The 15,421-nt window shown below is 60.5% G+C and carries 14 protein-coding genes; 9 read left to right on the plus strand and 5 right to left on the minus strand.

Features of this window, described 5'->3' with window-relative positions:
* Window positions 1-20: 20 nt before the first annotated feature.
* From BM059_RS04690 to rpoS, 3 genes are all read left to right on the plus strand, one after another.
* Complete coding sequence (locus BM059_RS04690; protein WP_036998502.1) at window positions 21-959, plus strand: polyprenyl-phosphate transporter; 939 nt, start codon at window positions 21-23, stop codon at window positions 957-959.
* 48 nt (window positions 960-1,007) lie between these two features.
* Complete coding sequence (locus BM059_RS04695) at window positions 1,008-1,883, plus strand: peptidoglycan DD-metalloendopeptidase family protein (RefSeq protein ID WP_083413228.1); 876 nt, start codon at window positions 1,008-1,010, stop codon at window positions 1,881-1,883.
* A gap of 101 nt (window positions 1,884-1,984) precedes the next feature.
* The gene (gene rpoS / locus BM059_RS04700; RefSeq protein WP_074937058.1) at window positions 1,985-2,992 is read left to right on the plus strand and encodes an RNA polymerase sigma factor RpoS; all 1,008 of its coding nucleotides are present in this window, start codon (window positions 1,985-1,987) and stop codon (window positions 2,990-2,992) included.
* Between the two features lie 472 nt (window positions 2,993-3,464).
* On the opposite strand, the gene fdxA is transcribed toward rpoS, so the two are convergent.
* The 3 genes from fdxA to BM059_RS04715 all read right to left on the minus strand — a co-directional run bounded on the left by fdxA (window position 3,465) and on the right by BM059_RS04715 (window position 7,814).
* The gene (fdxA, locus tag BM059_RS04705; protein ID WP_017678218.1) at window positions 3,465-3,788 is read right to left on the minus strand and encodes a ferredoxin FdxA; all 324 of its coding nucleotides are present in this window, start codon (window positions 3,786-3,788) and stop codon (window positions 3,465-3,467) included.
* A gap of 140 nt (window positions 3,789-3,928) precedes the next feature.
* Entirely contained in the window at window positions 3,929-6,496 is a 2,568-nt protein-coding gene (mutS, locus tag BM059_RS04710) for a DNA mismatch repair protein MutS (protein ID WP_074937060.1), read from the minus strand.
* A gap of 91 nt (window positions 6,497-6,587) precedes the next feature.
* Window positions 6,588-7,814: a methyl-accepting chemotaxis protein gene (locus tag BM059_RS04715; RefSeq protein WP_279626468.1), complete on the minus strand. Its 1,227-nt coding sequence runs from the start codon at window positions 7,812-7,814 to the stop codon at window positions 6,588-6,590.
* Between the two features lie 189 nt (window positions 7,815-8,003).
* On the opposite strand from BM059_RS04715, the gene BM059_RS04720 reads away from it, so the two are divergent.
* From BM059_RS04720 to recX, 3 genes are all read left to right on the plus strand, one after another.
* On the plus strand, window positions 8,004-8,504 hold the full coding sequence (locus BM059_RS04720) for a CinA family protein (RefSeq protein WP_074937061.1): 501 nt from the start codon (window positions 8,004-8,006) through the stop codon (window positions 8,502-8,504).
* An 87-nt stretch (window positions 8,505-8,591) separates the two neighbouring features.
* Window positions 8,592-9,635, plus strand: coding sequence for a recombinase RecA (gene recA, locus BM059_RS04725; protein WP_036998492.1), 1,044 nt, complete (start codon window positions 8,592-8,594; stop codon window positions 9,633-9,635).
* Between the two features lie 11 nt (window positions 9,636-9,646).
* A complete protein-coding gene (gene recX / locus BM059_RS04730) occupies window positions 9,647-10,108 on the plus strand; it encodes a recombination regulator RecX (RefSeq protein ID WP_036998491.1) in 462 nt (153 codons plus the stop codon).
* Window positions 10,109-10,121: 13 nt separating this feature from the next.
* Here recX and BM059_RS04735 read toward each other — a convergent pair whose 3' ends face one another.
* Window positions 10,122-11,003 carry a DUF6685 family protein gene (locus tag BM059_RS04735; RefSeq protein WP_074937063.1) on the minus strand — a complete coding sequence of 294 codons (882 nt, stop codon included), beginning with the start codon at window positions 11,001-11,003 and terminating at the stop codon, window positions 10,122-10,124.
* Window positions 11,004-11,147: 144 nt separating this feature from the next.
* Between BM059_RS04735 and BM059_RS04740 the strand changes: the two genes are divergently transcribed.
* Complete coding sequence (locus BM059_RS04740) at window positions 11,148-11,369, plus strand: DUF2835 domain-containing protein (RefSeq protein ID WP_036998489.1); 222 nt, start codon at window positions 11,148-11,150, stop codon at window positions 11,367-11,369.
* An 87-nt stretch (window positions 11,370-11,456) separates the two neighbouring features.
* Window positions 11,457-12,479: a quinone-dependent dihydroorotate dehydrogenase gene (locus BM059_RS04745; RefSeq protein WP_036998488.1), complete on the plus strand. Its 1,023-nt coding sequence runs from the start codon at window positions 11,457-11,459 to the stop codon at window positions 12,477-12,479.
* Between the two features lie 80 nt (window positions 12,480-12,559).
* On the opposite strand, the gene rmf is transcribed toward BM059_RS04745, so the two are convergent.
* The gene (gene rmf / locus BM059_RS04750) at window positions 12,560-12,775 is read right to left on the minus strand and encodes a ribosome modulation factor (RefSeq protein WP_003244273.1); all 216 of its coding nucleotides are present in this window, start codon (window positions 12,773-12,775) and stop codon (window positions 12,560-12,562) included.
* Between the two features lie 417 nt (window positions 12,776-13,192).
* Between rmf and rlmKL the strand changes: the two genes are divergently transcribed.
* Window positions 13,193-15,373, plus strand: coding sequence for a bifunctional 23S rRNA (guanine(2069)-N(7))-methyltransferase RlmK/23S rRNA (guanine(2445)-N(2))-methyltransferase RlmL (gene rlmKL / locus BM059_RS04755; RefSeq protein WP_074937064.1), 2,181 nt, complete (start codon window positions 13,193-13,195; stop codon window positions 15,371-15,373).
* Window positions 15,374-15,421 lie beyond the last annotated feature (48 nt).

Raw genomic sequence — 15,421 nt, forward strand, 5'->3', positions numbered from 1 at the left:
TTATCTCTCCGGAAGGATCCATGAAGAAACATTTTCTGCTCTATGCCAAGGGGCTGGCCATGGGCGCTGCAGATGTCGTGCCCGGTGTTTCCGGTGGCACCATCGCGTTCATCAGCGGCATTTACGACGAGTTGCTGCATTCGATTGCCCGTGTTCCCGAAGCGCTTCTTCTGCTGCTGCGCGGCCGCATCAAGGACGCCTGGCAGATGGCCAACGCGACCTTTCTGCTGGTGCTGCTCTGCGGCATTCTCACCAGCGTTCTGACTCTTGCGCGGCTGATTACCTACTTGCTGCACCATCACCCGATTCCAGTATGGTCGTTTTTCTTTGGCCTGATTCTGGTCTCCACCTATCTGGTCGGGCGGGAAATCAGCCGCTGGAACTGGAGCCGGGTGCTGAGCTTTGTGCTGGGACTGGCTTTCGCTTACTGGATCACCGTTGCGGCTCCCATGCAGTGGGGCAGTGATTTGCCTACCCTGTTCCTGGCTGGCGCCATCGCCATCTGCGCGATGATCCTGCCGGGTATCTCGGGTAGCTTCATTCTGTTGCTGCTCGGCCTGTACTCGGTGGTGCTGGGCGCGGTGAAGGACCTCAATCTACTGGTCCTGGCGGTGTTCGCCAGTGGCTGTCTGGTGGGTATTCTCAGTTTCGCTCGCCTGCTCAGTTGGCTGCTGTCGCGCTGGCGCGATCTGAGCCTGGCGTTTCTGAGCGGCCTGATGCTGGGTTCGCTGAACAAGGTGTGGCCCTGGAAAGAGACCCTGAGCTGGCGTATCGACAGCAAGGGCGAGCAGGTGCCGTTACTGGAGAGCAACCTGCTGCCAGGGCAATTTGCCGAAATCAGTGGCCAGGATCCGCAGTTGCTGTTTGCCGTTGCACTGGCAATCGGCGGTATCGTTCTAGTGCTCGGTTTGGAGTGGCTGGCGAGTCGTCGGCCAGTCGATACTGGTCGCAGCGAATAAATACGGCACAATAGGCGCCGTACTCGGAATCATTCAGGGAGCAGTTGGGTGAGTTGGACCGTCCTTCACGTGCTAGTCCGCGCAGTAGCAGCCATTCGCCTGCCTCTGGCCATGCTTGCTGCCTGCGCGTTGGTCGGCTGCGTCAGCTCGCCCCCAGGTGGCGTGCAAGTGGTCGACCGTGGACAGAACCAGGGGCGTGCTCCAGTGGTACAGCGTCAGCCCGTGCGCAGCGGCCACTATGTGGTGCAGCGTGGCGATACGCTGTATTCCATTGCCTTTCGTTTCGGCTGGGACTGGAAGGCACTGGCTGCCCATAACGGCCTGCGTGATCCTTACGTGATCCGCGTTGGCCAGACGATCCGTTTCGACAACCGTCCGGTAGGCAGCAGTCAGCCGGTGGCATCGGCGCCATCTACGTCGACTTCGCCTGTCGTCTCCCAACCAGTCAGTCGCCCGCCGGTTGCCGTGACGGCGCCGCCCGCAACGCAGCCGACCAGGCCGCCTGTGGCCAACACCCCAGCGACTACTCCGGTAACGCCGGTAAGCCGCTCCGCCAGTGGTTGGTCCTGGCCAAGTCAGGGTGCGGTGATCAGTCGATTCTCTTCAAACGGCAGTTTGAATAAAGGCATTGATATAGCCGGGGAATTAGGACAGCCTGTTTTAGCTGCGTCTGATGGATCAGTGGTGTACGCCGGGAGTGGTTTGCGGGGCTACGGCGAGTTGATCATCATCAAGCACAGCGATACCTACGTAAGTGCTTACGGTCATAACCGCAGGTTGTTGGTACGGGAGGGGCAGCAGGTCAAAGCCGGGCAAAGCATTGCCGAGATGGGGTCCACAGGGGCCGACCGGGTGAAGCTGCACTTCGAGATTCGCCGCCAAGGTAAACCTGTCGATCCGCTGCAATATCTGCCACGTCGTTGATCCGCTGCTGACCCACGCCATCACGTAGGAGGGACGGGCTCAGGTATGGCCAGGACGGTTCCGCCAGAGTCTGTTGTCGAACTCAGCTAGGGACAACAACAATGGCTCTCATCAAAAAAGAAGCGCCGGAGTTTGACGTCGACGATGAACTGCTCCTCATGGAGCCAGGCATCGTTTTCGGCGAGGTTCAGGGCGATGAGGTGGAAGCACCGGTCGCACGTACCAAGGCCAAGAACGCCACCCCCTCCAAGCAACACAAATACATCGACTACACCCGGGCGCTAGACGCCACTCAGCTTTACCTCAACGAAATCGGTTTCTCTCCCTTGCTCTCTCCCGAAGAGGAAGTGCACTTCGCGCGTCTGGCGCAGAAGGGCGATCCTGCCGGGCGCAAGCGCATGATCGAGAGCAACCTGCGCCTGGTCGTGAAGATCGCTCGGCGTTACGTCAACCGTGGTCTATCGCTGCTCGATCTGATCGAGGAAGGTAACCTCGGCCTGATTCGCGCCGTGGAAAAGTTCGATCCGGAGCGGGGGTTCCGTTTCTCGACTTATGCAACCTGGTGGATCCGCCAGACCATCGAACGCGCCATCATGAACCAGACGCGAACCATCCGTTTGCCGATTCATGTGGTCAAGGAGCTCAACGTCTACCTGCGTGCGGCTCGTGAACTGACCCAGAAGCTCGACCATGAGCCTTCCGCGGAAGAAATTGCCAACCTGCTGGAAAAACCGGTGGGCGAGGTCAAGCGCATGCTCGGCCTCAATGAGCGAGTGTCCTCGGTGGACGTCTCGCTCGGTCCGGACTCGGACAAGACGTTGCTCGACACTCTGACCGATGATCGCCCGACCGATCCCTGCGAGCTGTTGCAGGACGATGATCTGTCGCAGAGCATCGATCAGTGGCTCTCCGACCTGACCGACAAGCAACGTGAGGTCGTGGTGCGTCGTTTCGGTTTGCGCGGCCACGAGAGCTGTACGCTGGAGGAGGTGGGCCAGGAAATCGGCCTGACTCGCGAGCGAGTTCGGCAGATTCAGGTCGAGGCGCTCAAGCGCCTGCGGGAGATTCTCGAGAAGAACGGTCTCTCCAGCGACGCCTTGTTTCAGTGAGGCGATCCCCTTGATCACGAACCCGGCTTCGGCCGGGTTTTTTATGCGCGCTCGTGTAAGTCATCGCTTACAGATGCTGTCAGTGTTTGTTCTTAAAACTTATGATTTTCACTTATTTGTTAGATAAGTTATTGTTTTTAAATGAATTTAAAAATAAACAAAACAGACTAGGCAACGATTGGTCTGGTTGTGCGGCAACCTGGAACGGCTAATATCACACCCGTGCTCAGGGACAAGCACGGGTCATCAGGATGATGACTAGGAACATCGCAAGAAGCGATTCATCAGGACGATGAGTTGGGAAACAAAGGGATTAGGGAATAAAAGTGGGCGGCGCAAGCCGCCCCTTTTTTTGCGCGCTATTTTTTCTGGCACGCTTGTGGACCGTCACCTATGTTCCTGATGTCGTCATGGCCTGTGCTCAGAAAATAAAAGACCCGCACTTGGCGGGTCTTTGTATTTCTGGATGAACTCAGCGTTCCAGATGCTGCAGTTTATCCTTCACGCCGTCCCACTCTTCGGCGTCCGGCAGTGCCTCTTTCTTCTCGGTGATGTTCGGCCATACTTCTGCCAGATCGGCGTTCAGTTCAATGAACTCCTGCTGGTCTTCTGGTACTTCGTCTTCCGAGAAGATTGCTTGCGCTGGGCACTCGGGCTCGCACAGGGCGCAGTCGATGCACTCGTCTGGGTGGATGACCAGGAAGTTCGGGCCTTCGTAGAAGCAGTCCACCGGGCAGACTTCCACACAGTCGGTATATTTGCACTTGATGCAGTTGTCGGTGACGACGAAGGTCATGTCTGATTCTCTCCTCGGGCGGCGGCCTGGGCCCTTTCTGTGAAGGGCTGCCAGGCGCTCTGTCTGTGGCCGCGGCTCAGGCTGTAAACCGGGGCGGTCGTAAAATTGCGCGCGATTCTAGCAGTTTGTTGTATTGAGCGTTAGATCTGCGTCTTCCATGTATATAACAGCTCCAGCGCTTTGCGCGGAGTCAGATCATCTGGATTGATCTTGTGTAATTGCTCCAGCAGTGGATGCGGCACGCTGGCGAACAGATCGCTTTGCATCGGTGCTTGCGTTTTGCCGGGTTCCTGGCGTGGCAGGTCGTGCGGCAGGCTGGTGGTTTCCAGGCGTGCCAGGTGTTCACGCGCACGGCTGATCACCGTGCCAGGGACGCCGGCCAGCTGTGCCACGGCCAAGCCATAGCTCTGGCTCGCAGGGCCTGGTTGAACGTGGTGGAGGAAGACGATGCGCTCGTTGTGCTCGGTAGCCGAGAGGTGCACGTTGGCCACCACCGGTTCGCTTTCCGGGAGTACGGTCAGCTCGAAGTAGTGGGTGGCGAAGAGGGTGAAGGCGCGCAGATGCGCCAAATGCTCCGCTGCCGACCAGGCCAGTGACAGGCCGTCGAAGGTGCTGGTGCCGCGGCCGACCTCGTCCATCAGCACCAGGCTGCGTTCACTGGCGTTGTGCAGGATGTTGGCGGTTTCGCTCATTTCCACCATGAAGGTGGAGCGGCCGCCGGCCAGGTCGTCGCTTGAGCCGATGCGGGTGAAGATGCGGTCGACCAGCGACAGCTCGCAGGCTGCCGCCGGCACGAAGCTGCCGATATGGGCCAGGAGCACGATCAGTGCGGTCTGACGCATGTAGGTGGATTTACCACCCATGTTCGGCCCGGTGATGACCAGCATGCGGCGGCTGTCGTCGAGGTCCAGGTCGTTGGCCACGAAGGGTGTGGTCAGCACCTGCTCGACCACCGGGTGGCGGCCCTGGTCGATGCGCATGCACGGCTCGTCGACGAAGCGCGGCCGGTTCAGGTCGAGATTCAGTGCTCGTTCGGCCAGGTTGCTCAGCACGTCCAGCTCGGCAAGAGCTGATGCGCTGTCCTGCAGCGGCGCCAGGTGTCCGATCAGGCGCTCGAGCAGCTCGTCGTAGAGCATCTTCTCGCGCGCCAGGGCGCGGCTTTTGGCCGACAGCGCCTTGTCTTCGAACTCCTTCAGCTCCGGGGTGATGAAACGCTCTGCGCCCTTGAGCGTCTGTCGGCGAATGTAGTCAGCCGGTGCCGATTCGGCCTGCTTGGTCGGCAGTTCGATGAAATAACCGTGCACGCGGTTGTAGCCAACCTTGAGGTTGGCCAGGCCGGTGCGGGCTTTTTCGCGGGCCTCCAGGTCCATGAGGAACTGGCCGGCGTTTTCGCTCATCGCCTGCAGTTCATCCAGCTCGGCATCGTAGCCCGTTTTCAGTACGCCGCCGTCACGGATCACCGCGGGCGGGTTGTCGATGATGGCGCGGGCCAGCAGGTCGGCCAGTTCCGGGTAGGTGGCGATGGTGCTGGCCAGTTGTTGCAGATGCGGCGTGTCCAGCGAGGTCATCGCTTGCTGCAGCTCGGGCAGCGCAGCCAGAGCGTCACGCAGGCGGGCGAGATCACGCGGTCGGGCGTTGCGCAGGCCGATACGAGCGAGAATACGCTCCAGGTCGCCAATTTCCTTGAGCTGTGGCTGCAGCGTTTCGAAGCGATAGCCGTCCAGCAGACAGGCGATGGCGTCCAGTCGCGCCTCCAGTACTGCACGATCACGCAGCGGGCGGTTCAGCCAGCGACCCAACAGACGGCTGGCCATGGCGGTCTGGCAGCGGTCCATGACCGACTGCAGCGTATTGTCGCGGCCACCGGCTAGGTTGATGTCCAGTTCCAGGTTGCGGCGGCTGGCGCCGTCGAGGATCACCGTGTCGTCCAGGCGCTCGTGGCGCAGACTGCGCAGGTGGGGCAGGGCAGTACGCTGGGTTTCCTTGGCGTAGCCGAGCAGGCAGCCGGCAGCGCCAATGGCCAGGGTCAGGTTCTCGCAACCGAAGCCTTTCAGGTCCTGGGTGCCGAATTGCTGGCACAGGCTCTTGAAGGCACTGTCGCGCTCGAAATCCCAGGGCGCGCGGCGGCGCGAGCCCTTGCGCTTCTCGGCTGGCAGGCCCTGCGGCCAGTCATCCGGGATCAGCAGTTCGGCGGGGCTCAGGCGCTCCAGTTCGGCCAGCAGGTTTTCCCAGCCCTTGATCTCCTGCACGCTGAAGCGACCACTGGTGATGTCCAGCACCGCCAGGCCGAACAGGCGTTCGTCGCCAAGCACGGCGGCCAGCAGGTTGTCGCGGTGTTCGTCGAGCAGGGCTTCGTCGCTAATGGTGCCGGGAGTGATGATGCGCACCACTTGGCGCTCCACCGGGCCTTTGCTGGTCGCCGGGTCTCCGATCTGCTCGCAGATCACCACCGACTCGCCAAGCTTGACCAGCTTGGCTAGGTAGCCTTCGAGCGAGTGGAAGGGAATGCCGCACATGGGGATCGATTGGCCGGCCGACTGGCCGCGTGCGGTCAGAGTGATGTCGAGCAGCTTGGCTGCCTTCTTCGCGTCTTCGTAGAAAATCTCGTAGAAGTCACCCATGCGATAGAACATCAACTGATCCGGATGCTGATTCTTCAGCTTCCAGTATTGCTGCATCATCGGGGTGTGTGCGGAGAGATCGGTCATGCCGGGCCTTACGTGCGGTTGGTGTGACGAAGCCGGGAATTTTCCCATACTTCGTCCCTCACGTGGGCTGCGAATCTGACGCAATTCCCTGTCAGTCGGTGAAGGTCACCGAAAACTGGGCCACTGCTTCTACTACACGTTGCGATTCGCTACGAATCTCGCGAATCACTTCTCCAGCCTGGTTGGCCAGGTCGACACTCTGGCGTGCTCGCTCTCGGGTGGTCGCCATGCTGGAGACGGCACTGCGGGCAAGATTCTGATTCTGTTGCACCACCCCATTAATTTCCTGAGTGGCCTGGCTGGTACGCGAGGCAAGTTGCCGAACCTCGTCGGCGACTACCGCAAACCCACGTCCTTGTTCGCCCGCCCGTGCGGCCTCGATGGCGGCGTTGAGCGCCAGCAGGTTGGTCTGGTCGGCAATGCTGCGAATGACCTGAACGATGCTGGTGATCTGTTCGGACTGTTTGTTCAGACCCTCTATCTGTTCAGCCACGTTCGCCAACTCACTGGCAATGTCGGTGACCACGGCCACGGTTTGCGACACGGTGCGGGTGCCATGATCGGCGGATACGTCGGTTTCCTTGGCGATGTCATGGGCAAGTTGGGCTGCAGCGGCTTCCGAGTCGCGGCGCTCGACCTGGGCGGTGATGTCGCTGGCGAATTTCACCACGCCGTAGACGCGTCCACTGGCGTCATACAGCGGGTTATAGGTGGCGCGCAGCCAGACCTGGCGGCCTTGTTTGGTCACGCGGCGAAAACGGTCGGACATGAACTCGCCCTTGTTCAGGCGAGCCCAGAATTGCCGGTAGCCCTCGCTGTGGCTGTCTTCGTTAAGGCAGAAGAGCCGGTGATGCTGGCCAATCACTTCTTCGCGGCGATAGCCCATCAGGTCGAGAAAGTTCTGGTTGGCATTCACGACCTCGCCTTCGAGGTTGAACTCGATCACCGCCATGGAGCGGTCGATGGCTTTGATGTAGCTCTCGTGCATGTGTTCAGCCGCGACTTGGCGGGTGATGTCGGTGGCGATCTTCATCACCTTGGTCACCTTGCCCTGACCATTGAGGATCGGCATATAGGTCGCCTCCAGCCAGACCTCCTTGCCATCTCGCGTCAGTCTTGGGAAGCGATCACTGAAATGCTCCCCCTGGCGCAGGCGTTGCCAGAATTGCTGGTAGGCGAGACTCTCACTTAGGCTGCGGGCGCAGAACAGGCGGTGGTGTTTGCCGACGATATCTTCCAGGCGGTAATTCACCACGCTGAGAAAGGCTGGGTTGGCGTCGAGGATGATGCCATCCGGGGTGAACTCGATCATCGCCATCGATTGGCGTATGGCCTGAAGCTCAGCTGCTCCCTGATCCGGCGCGTCCCTGTGCTCCTTTTTCCGTGATAGCCACATTGCAGTGTCTCCTCTCGTTCCATCGCCCGAGATAACAGTAGACGAAATTTGCCGTTTCCACTGACAGGTCAAGCTGTGTAGGGTTTGTCGTTCTATCGGTGAGGAACGGACATGGACAGAATCAGCCAACTGGCCGAACAACTGGGCGTCGCCTTGAAAGAGCAGGGGGCTCAGGTCACGACGGCGGAGTCCTGCACCGGCGGCGGTATCGCCGAGGCGATCACCCGCATACCGGGTAGTTCGGCCTGGTTCGAAGCGGGCTACGTGACGTACTCCAATGTCCAGAAAGCCAAGCAACTGGGTGTCTGCGCTGATCTTTTCGCCAGTGTCGGCGCGGTTAGCCGCGAGGTGGTCGAAGCCATGGTGCGTGGCGCGCAGGCGCATAGTGGCGCGCGTTACGCGGTTGCCGTCAGTGGTGTGGCGGGTCCCGATGGTGGTTCCGAGGAAAAGCCGGTAGGTACCGTCTGGCTGGCCTGGGGCGATGGTGAGCGTCTCTTCAGTGTGCGTGAGCAGTTCACCGGTAATCGCGATGAGGTGCGCCGACAAACGGTCGAGGCCGCTCTGGCCGGGCTTCTGCGCCTGTCGGCAGAGGAAAATCCAGTAATGGGGTAGGCGGGCGACTTGCCCTGTGGAATAATACTGGCTACTTATACAGTTGTTGGCGGCCGTTGAGGCCCTTCTGAACACGTGAGGATGGTAATGGACGAGAACAAGAAGCGCGCCTTGGCGGCTGCCCTGGGTCAGATCGAGAAGCAGTTTGGCAAGGGTGCTGTCATGCGCATGGGTGACCATGACCGTCAGGCGATTCCGGCCATTTCCACCGGTTCGCTGGGTCTGGATATCGCACTAGGTATTGGCGGTTTGCCGAAAGGCCGTATCGTCGAAATCTACGGCCCTGAGTCGTCTGGTAAGACCACCCTGACCCTGTCGGTCATCGCTGAAGCCCAGAAACTCGGCGCGACCTGCGCCTTCGTCGATGCCGAGCACGCGCTCGATCCTGACTATGCTGGCAAGCTCGGCGTCAACGTCGATGACCTGCTGGTATCGCAGCCGGACACCGGTGAGCAGGCGCTGGAAATCACCGACATGCTGGTGCGCTCCAATGCCGTTGACGTGATCATCGTCGACTCCGTGGCGGCTCTGGTGCCCAAGGCGGAAATCGAAGGTGAGATGGGTGACATGCACGTCGGCCTGCAAGCTCGTTTGATGAGCCAGGCGCTGCGCAAGATTACCGGTAACATCAAGAACGCCAACTGCCTGGTGATCTTCATCAACCAGATCCGCATGAAGATCGGTGTGATGTTCGGTAGCCCGGAAACCACCACCGGTGGTAACGCACTGAAGTTCTACTCCTCGGTTCGTCTTGATATCCGCCGTACCGGCGCGGTGAAGGAAGGCGAGGAAGTAGTCGGTAGCGAAACCCGTGTGAAGATTGTCAAGAACAAGGTCGCTCCACCTTTCCGTCAGGCCGAGTTCCAGATCCTTTACGGCAAGGGCATCTACCGTAATGGCGAGATCATCGACCTCGGCGTGCAGCAGGGCCTGGTCGAGAAGTCGGGCGCCTGGTACAGCTACAAAGGCAACAAGATCGGTCAGGGCAAGGCCAATGCGGCCAAGTACCTGGAAGACAACCAGGAAGTGGCGCGCGAGATCGAAGGTCTGATTCGCGAGAAACTGCTGGTCAGCAGCGCGCCGGCCAAGGCTCCGGCTGCCGATCTGGCTGATGCTGAAGCCGACTTCTAAGTCGTCAGAGCATGACCGTCGTACTGGATAACCCGCTCGCCGTCAGGCGAGCGGCCATGGATCTGCTGGCGCGACGTGAGCATGGGCGTGTCGAGCTTACGCGCAAGCTGCGCAAGCGTGGCGCACCCGAGGACATGATCGACGCGGCTTTGCAGCGGCTGTCTGAGGAGGGCTTGTTATCCGAGGCCCGCTATCTGGAAAGCTTCGTCGCTTATCGTGCGCGTGCTGGTTACGGCCCGCAGCGTATTCGCGAGGAGCTTGGCCAGCGTGGACTGGCGCGTGGCGATATTGATCAGGCTCTGCGTGAAAGTGGTATCGACTGGTTTGAGCAATTGCGAGAAACCTGGCAGCGCAAGTTTGCCGGTCGGCTGCCTGCTGACGTTCGTGAGCGTGCTCAACAAGGTCGCTTTCTGGCCTACCGTGGTTATTCGCTGGAAATGATCGGACGCTTGTTGCGCGGTTGCGACGAATAGCGCATCGGTCTGTTCAGGTGGGCTGGATAGCCAACTGACGCAAGTGACCAGGCACGTCCGGCGCGCCGGCCAGGCGCAAGCCTTCGCCCAATGCAGTCGCTTCCTGATGTTCTTTGGGTAGTAGGAGGAACTCGGGAGTGCCGGCTTTTTTCAGCAGTGACAGGCGTGCATAGGGGATGCCGTTGTCCAGCAGCAACCCCATGAAGCTGGGATCGCTCCAGGCGGCTTCCGGCATGGCCAGCACGTGATAACGACTCTGCAGGTTGTCCAGGCCCGCTTCATTCAATCGATAGCGCAGCAGATTGGCTGGCAGTAGCACTTCCAGCCCGCGTCTGCGTGCATAGGCAACTGCGCCGGCAAAGGCTTCGCCTTGCATTTCTCCTAACCAGAACGTCCGCGCGCCACGCCAGTTGGCCTGACGCAGTTCGATCGGCTCGCCAGCCAGAAAGCGCGGCAATGCCAGGCTGATGGTTTTGACGAAATCCTTGTAGCTGATGATGCGTACCTGCTTGCAGTGCTCGCTCGCTGCGTAGTCTTCGAAACTCGCGTAGCCAGGTGTGCAAGGCGGACAGGCGAAGCCATCGATCAGGCGCAGGTCGAAGGTCTGTAGTTGTTGGGATTGAGCTTCCACGACCTGAGACAGCGCTGAGTGCGCGCGGGCCTTGTCTTCCTGTACGGGGCCGGAAAGCGCGCCGAGCGGTAGGTTGAGCAAGAGCTGCAATTGAGGGCCGTCGTGCCAGCAGATGCTCTCGACCGCTGCAGGCAGCGGTTTGAATGGTAGGCGCAGGGCGCTGGCTTTGCTGAATATCTGCCGTGAGTTGCGGCCGAGCAGACCCATGCGTTGTGCCAGGGCTGCCAGGCGGCTGCTGATAGTTGAGGACTCGGACAGGCTCATGGCCGGCAGATCGCTCCTGAAGCGTCTACCGCAGTGCGGCAGACGTGGACGGCTATTACCCCTATAGCGTAGCGCGGCGCGTGAGCGTCTGTCGCGGTGCAGGTCTGTGGCAAAATAGCCGCATTCATTTGCGAGGGTGCCTCCATGCCCAGCTTGGTGCTGGATATTGCGTTATCGGCCGAACGGTTGCAGGCCATCTATCGAGGCCATGCCAACCGGATTATGGCGCAAAGCCGTGATGGGCGCCGCGTCAGTTTGCCGGCCCATCATTTGCGGCCGTATCTGACCCATGCCGGTATCTATGGTTCCTTCGTGCTGGAGTTCAGCAGCACCGGTGAGTTGTTGAGCTTACGCCCTTTGGACTGATCTGGCGTGCTTGCCTCGCGCCAGCGGTGCCTGCACGGCTATAATCGCCGGCCTGCCAACTTTCTACCTGTCGAGCTAAGCCTGCCCATGTACTCACTGGCCCGCGAGCTGCTGTTCAAACTGTCCCCGGAAACTTCTCATGAGCTGTCCATCGATCTGATCGGTGCTGGTGGCCGTTTGGGGCTCAATGGCCTGCTGACCAAGGCGCCGACCAGCCTGCCGGTAAACGTGATGGGTTTGCAGTTCGCCAATCCAGTCGGTCTGGCGGCTGGGCTGGACAAGAACGGTGATGCCATCGATGGCTTCGCCCAACTTGGCTTCGGCTTTGTCGAGATCGGCACTGTGACCCCGCGTCCGCAGCCGGGCAACCCCAAGCCGCGCCTGTTCCGTCTGCCGGAGGCCGAGGCGGTGATCAACCGCATGGGCTTCAACAACCATGGCGTCGATCATCTGCTCGAGCGGGTCAAGGCGGCGAAGTTCAAGGGTGTGCTGGGTATCAATATCGGTAAGAACTTCGATACACCGGTTGAACGGGCAGTGGACGATTACCTGGCCTGCCTGGACAAGGTGTATGCCCATGCCAGCTATGTCACAGTCAACGTCAGCTCCCCCAACACGCCAGGGCTGCGTAGTCTGCAGTTCGGCGACTCGCTGAAGGAGTTGCTCGAGGCGCTGCGTCGTCGTCAGGAAGATCTGACTCAGGAGCACGGCAAGCGCGTGCCGCTGGCGATCAAGATTGCCCCGGACATGAGCGATGAAGAGACCGCTCTGGTGGCGTCAGCGCTGCTGGGCGCCGACATGGATGCGGTGATCGCCACCAACACCACGCTCAGCCGAGAAGGTGTCGAGGGGCTGGCCCATGGTGACGAGGCCGGCGGTCTGTCGGGCGCGCCGGTGCGTGACAAGAGCACGCATATCGTCAGGGTATTGGCAGGTGAGCTGTCGGGCCGTTTGCCGATCATTGCGGTCGGCGGTATTACCGAAGGCAAGCATGCAGCGGAGAAGATCGCGGCGGGCGCGAGCCTGGTACAGATCTATTCGGGGTTCATCTACAAAGGGCCGGCGCTGATTCGCGAGGCCGTGGATGCGATTGCCGCGTTACCGAAATAAATAGGGCTCCCGAAGGAGCCCTTGGGCTTGCGCCCGCCGCCCGGAGGGGGTCGGCATGGTGAAGTCGGGTGTGATCCTGATCAGCCGACAGCGTGAAGTTCGTTGAGTCGATGAATACCGGCTGTGCCGGTCAGCCCATCCCAGTTGTCGCCACGGCCCTCACGCCAGCCATTGAGCCAGGCCTGACGAACCGAAGGTAGGGTAAAGGGGCAGAGTTCGCGGGATTTACCATTGATGCCGTACTGATAGCCGCGCAAAAAAGCTCTTTCTAACGGATCACGCTTAAGTCTTCTCATAGGGTGTTGCCCTCACTGTTGACTGTTATGTCCCGTTGGCCTTGCAGCAAGGCCAGGCAGAAATTGTCTGCCTACGAAAGTCCGCTGCCGGCGTGGCGAACTTTCTGTGCCTTCGCCGTTGCAGCGAAAGCCCTAGGTAGTGTTCTAACGAATGCACCGGGGCCTGTGAATGATCGATTTGTCATAAGGGCGTAACCTAAATGCGGGTGAGGCCATAAGGATGCTGGAGATACGTCCAGCCACTTTCAGCCAGACGCCGTCATATCTGGCTATGCGCGCCGATGAGCTCATTTTGCTAGTGCAAATGAGAGTGCTTGCTTATTCCGACGAAGGGTCGCGCTGTGACCTTTTGTCACTTATTTTTGAGTCGAGGTGCGCCGCAGCACCTCCCTGATTGCCATAGGCAGTGGAACATCCATGTCTGATCGTTACGAAATCGTGCTGACTTGCCCCAAAGGGCTTGAGGGCCTCTTACTGGAAGAGGCCAAAACGTTGGGCCTGGAGGATGTGCGCGAGCAGACCGCTGCGGTCCGTGGCAATGCCGAAATCGAGGTGGCCTATCGACTGTGTCTGTGGTCGCGTCTGGCCAACCGCGTGCTGCTGGTGCTGTCGCGCTTTGCCATGAACAACGCCGACGAGCTTTATGACGGCGTCCAGGCGGTGGACTGGCGCGACCATCTGGAGCCCTCGGGCAGCCTGGCGGTGGAATTCAGCGGCAATGGCTCGGGCATCGACAACACTCACTTCGGCGCACTCAAGGTCAAGGATGCGATTGTCGACCGGCTGCGTACGGCCGGTGGCGAACGTCCCAGCATCGACAAGCTCAATCCGGATCTGCGCGTGCACCTGCGTCTGGATCGTGGTGAAGCGGTGCTTTCTCTGGATCTTTCCGGCCACAGCCTGCACCAGCGTGGTTATCGCCTGCAGCAGGGCGCCGCACCGCTGAAGGAGAACCTGGCTGCTGCGGTGCTGATCCGTGCTGGTTGGCCGCGTATCGCGGCCGAAGGTGGCGCGTTGGCCGACCCGATGTGTGGCGTGGGCACCTTCCTGGTGGAGGCGGCGCTGATGGCCGCAGACATCGCACCCAATCTAAAGCGTGAGCACTGGGGCTTCTCCAGCTGGCTCGGTCATGTGCCGGCAATCTGGAAGAAGCTGCATGCCGAGGCCGAGCAGCGCGCCGCCGCAGGTTTGGCCAAGCCGCCACTGTGGATTCGCGGTTATGAAGCCGACCCACGCTTGATCCAGCCTGGGCGTAACAACGTCGAGCGCGCCGGTCTGTCCGGTTGGGTGAAGATCTATCAGGGCGAGCTGGGTAGTTTCGAGCCGCGTCCGGACCAGAATCAGAAGGGGCTAGTGATCAGCAACCCGCCTTACGGTGAGCGCCTGGGCGATGAAGCCAGCTTGCTGTATCTCTATCAAAACCTGGGCGAGCGCCTGCGTCAGGCCTGTCTGGGCTGGGAGGCGGCGGTGTTCACCGGCGCGCCCGAGCTGGGCAAGCGCATGGGCCTGCGTAGCCACAAGCAGTATGCCTTCTGGAACGGTGCACTGCCCTGCAAGCTGCTGCTGATCAAGGTGCAGACCGAGCAGTTCGTTACTGGGGAGCGACGTGCGCGCGAGGACGATGACGAGCCAGCCAATGATGCGCCGCAGCAGGCGCGCCTGTCCGAAGGCGGGCAGATGTTCGCCAACCGCTTGCAGAAGAACCTCAAGCAACTCGGCAAGTGGGCGCGCCGCGATGGTATCGAATGCTACCGCTTGTACGATGCCGATATGCCCGAGTATGCCGTGGCCGTCGATCTGTACCGCGATTGGGTGCACGTTCAGGAGTATGCTGCGCCGCGCTCTATCGATCCGGACAAGGCACAGGCGCGTTTGCTCGATGCCCTGGCTGCTATCCCGCAGGCACTGGGCGTGGCGCAGAGCCGCGTGGTGATCAAGCGACGTGAACGCCAGGCCGGTACCAAGCAGTATCAGCGCCAGGCTGCTCAGGGACAGTTCATGGAGGTGAGCGAAGGCGGGGTCAAGCTGCTGGTCAACCTCACCGACTACCTGGATACCGGGCTGTTTCTTGATCATCGGCCGTTGCGCCTGCGCCTGCAACGCGAGGCAGCCGGCAAGCGCTTCCTCAACCTGTTCTGCTACACCGCCACGGCCACTGCGCATGCGGCCAAGGGCGGGGCGCGCAGCACCACCAGCGTCGATCTGTCGAAAACCTACCTGGACTGGGCGCGACGCAATCTGTCGCTCAACGGTTTTTCTGACAAGCATCGCCTGGAGCAGGGTGATGTGATGGCCTGGCTGGGTGAGGATCGCGGCGAGTACGACCTGATCTTTATCGATCCACCAACCTTCTCCAACTCCAAGCGCATGGAAGGCGTGTTCGATGTGCAGCGTGACCACGTCGAATTGCTCGACCTGGCCATGGCGCGCCTGGCCCGCGGCGGTGTGCTGTATTTCTCCAACAACTTCCGCAAGTTCCAGTTGGATGAAAGCCTGGTGGCGCGCTATCAGGTCGAAGAGATCAGCGCGCAGACGCTGGACCCGGACTTTGCGCGCAATCCCAAGATCCACCGAGCCTGGCGTTTCAGCGCACGCTGATTGCGTAGCCCGGACACAATCCGGGGCCTGCTTCATAAAAGCCCCCCG

This window comes from Ectopseudomonas composti (assembly GCF_900115475.1).
Classification (GTDB): domain Bacteria; phylum Pseudomonadota; class Gammaproteobacteria; order Pseudomonadales; family Pseudomonadaceae; genus Aquipseudomonas; species Aquipseudomonas composti.

Bases quoted from the DNA above. Each gene is read 5' to 3' on its own strand.
- BM059_RS04690 (WP_036998502.1), top strand. From the start codon at position 21: ATGAAGAAACATTTTCTGCTCTATGCCAAGGGGCTGGCCATGGGCGCT.
- rpoS (WP_074937058.1), top strand. From the start codon at position 1,985: ATGGCTCTCATCAAAAAAGAAGCGCCGGAGTTTGACGTCGACGATGAA.
- fdxA (WP_017678218.1), bottom strand. From the start codon at position 3,788: ATGACCTTCGTCGTCACCGACAACTGCATCAAGTGCAAATATACCGAC.
- mutS (WP_074937060.1), bottom strand. From the start codon at position 6,496: ATGACCGATCTCTCCGCACACACCCCGATGATGCAGCAATACTGGAAG.
- BM059_RS04715 (WP_279626468.1), bottom strand. From the start codon at position 7,814: ATGGCGATGATCGAGTTCACCCCGGATGGCATCATCCTCGACGCCAAC.
- BM059_RS04720 (WP_074937061.1), top strand. From the start codon at position 8,004: ATGGACAGAATCAGCCAACTGGCCGAACAACTGGGCGTCGCCTTGAAA.
- recA (WP_036998492.1), top strand. From the start codon at position 8,592: ATGGACGAGAACAAGAAGCGCGCCTTGGCGGCTGCCCTGGGTCAGATC.
- recX (WP_036998491.1), top strand. From the start codon at position 9,647: ATGACCGTCGTACTGGATAACCCGCTCGCCGTCAGGCGAGCGGCCATG.
- BM059_RS04735 (WP_074937063.1), bottom strand. From the start codon at position 11,003: ATGAGCCTGTCCGAGTCCTCAACTATCAGCAGCCGCCTGGCAGCCCTG.
- BM059_RS04740 (WP_036998489.1), top strand. From the start codon at position 11,148: ATGCCCAGCTTGGTGCTGGATATTGCGTTATCGGCCGAACGGTTGCAG.
- BM059_RS04745 (WP_036998488.1), top strand. From the start codon at position 11,457: ATGTACTCACTGGCCCGCGAGCTGCTGTTCAAACTGTCCCCGGAAACT.
- rmf (WP_003244273.1), bottom strand. From the start codon at position 12,775: ATGAGAAGACTTAAGCGTGATCCGTTAGAAAGAGCTTTTTTGCGCGGC.
- rlmKL (WP_074937064.1), top strand. From the start codon at position 13,193: ATGTCTGATCGTTACGAAATCGTGCTGACTTGCCCCAAAGGGCTTGAG.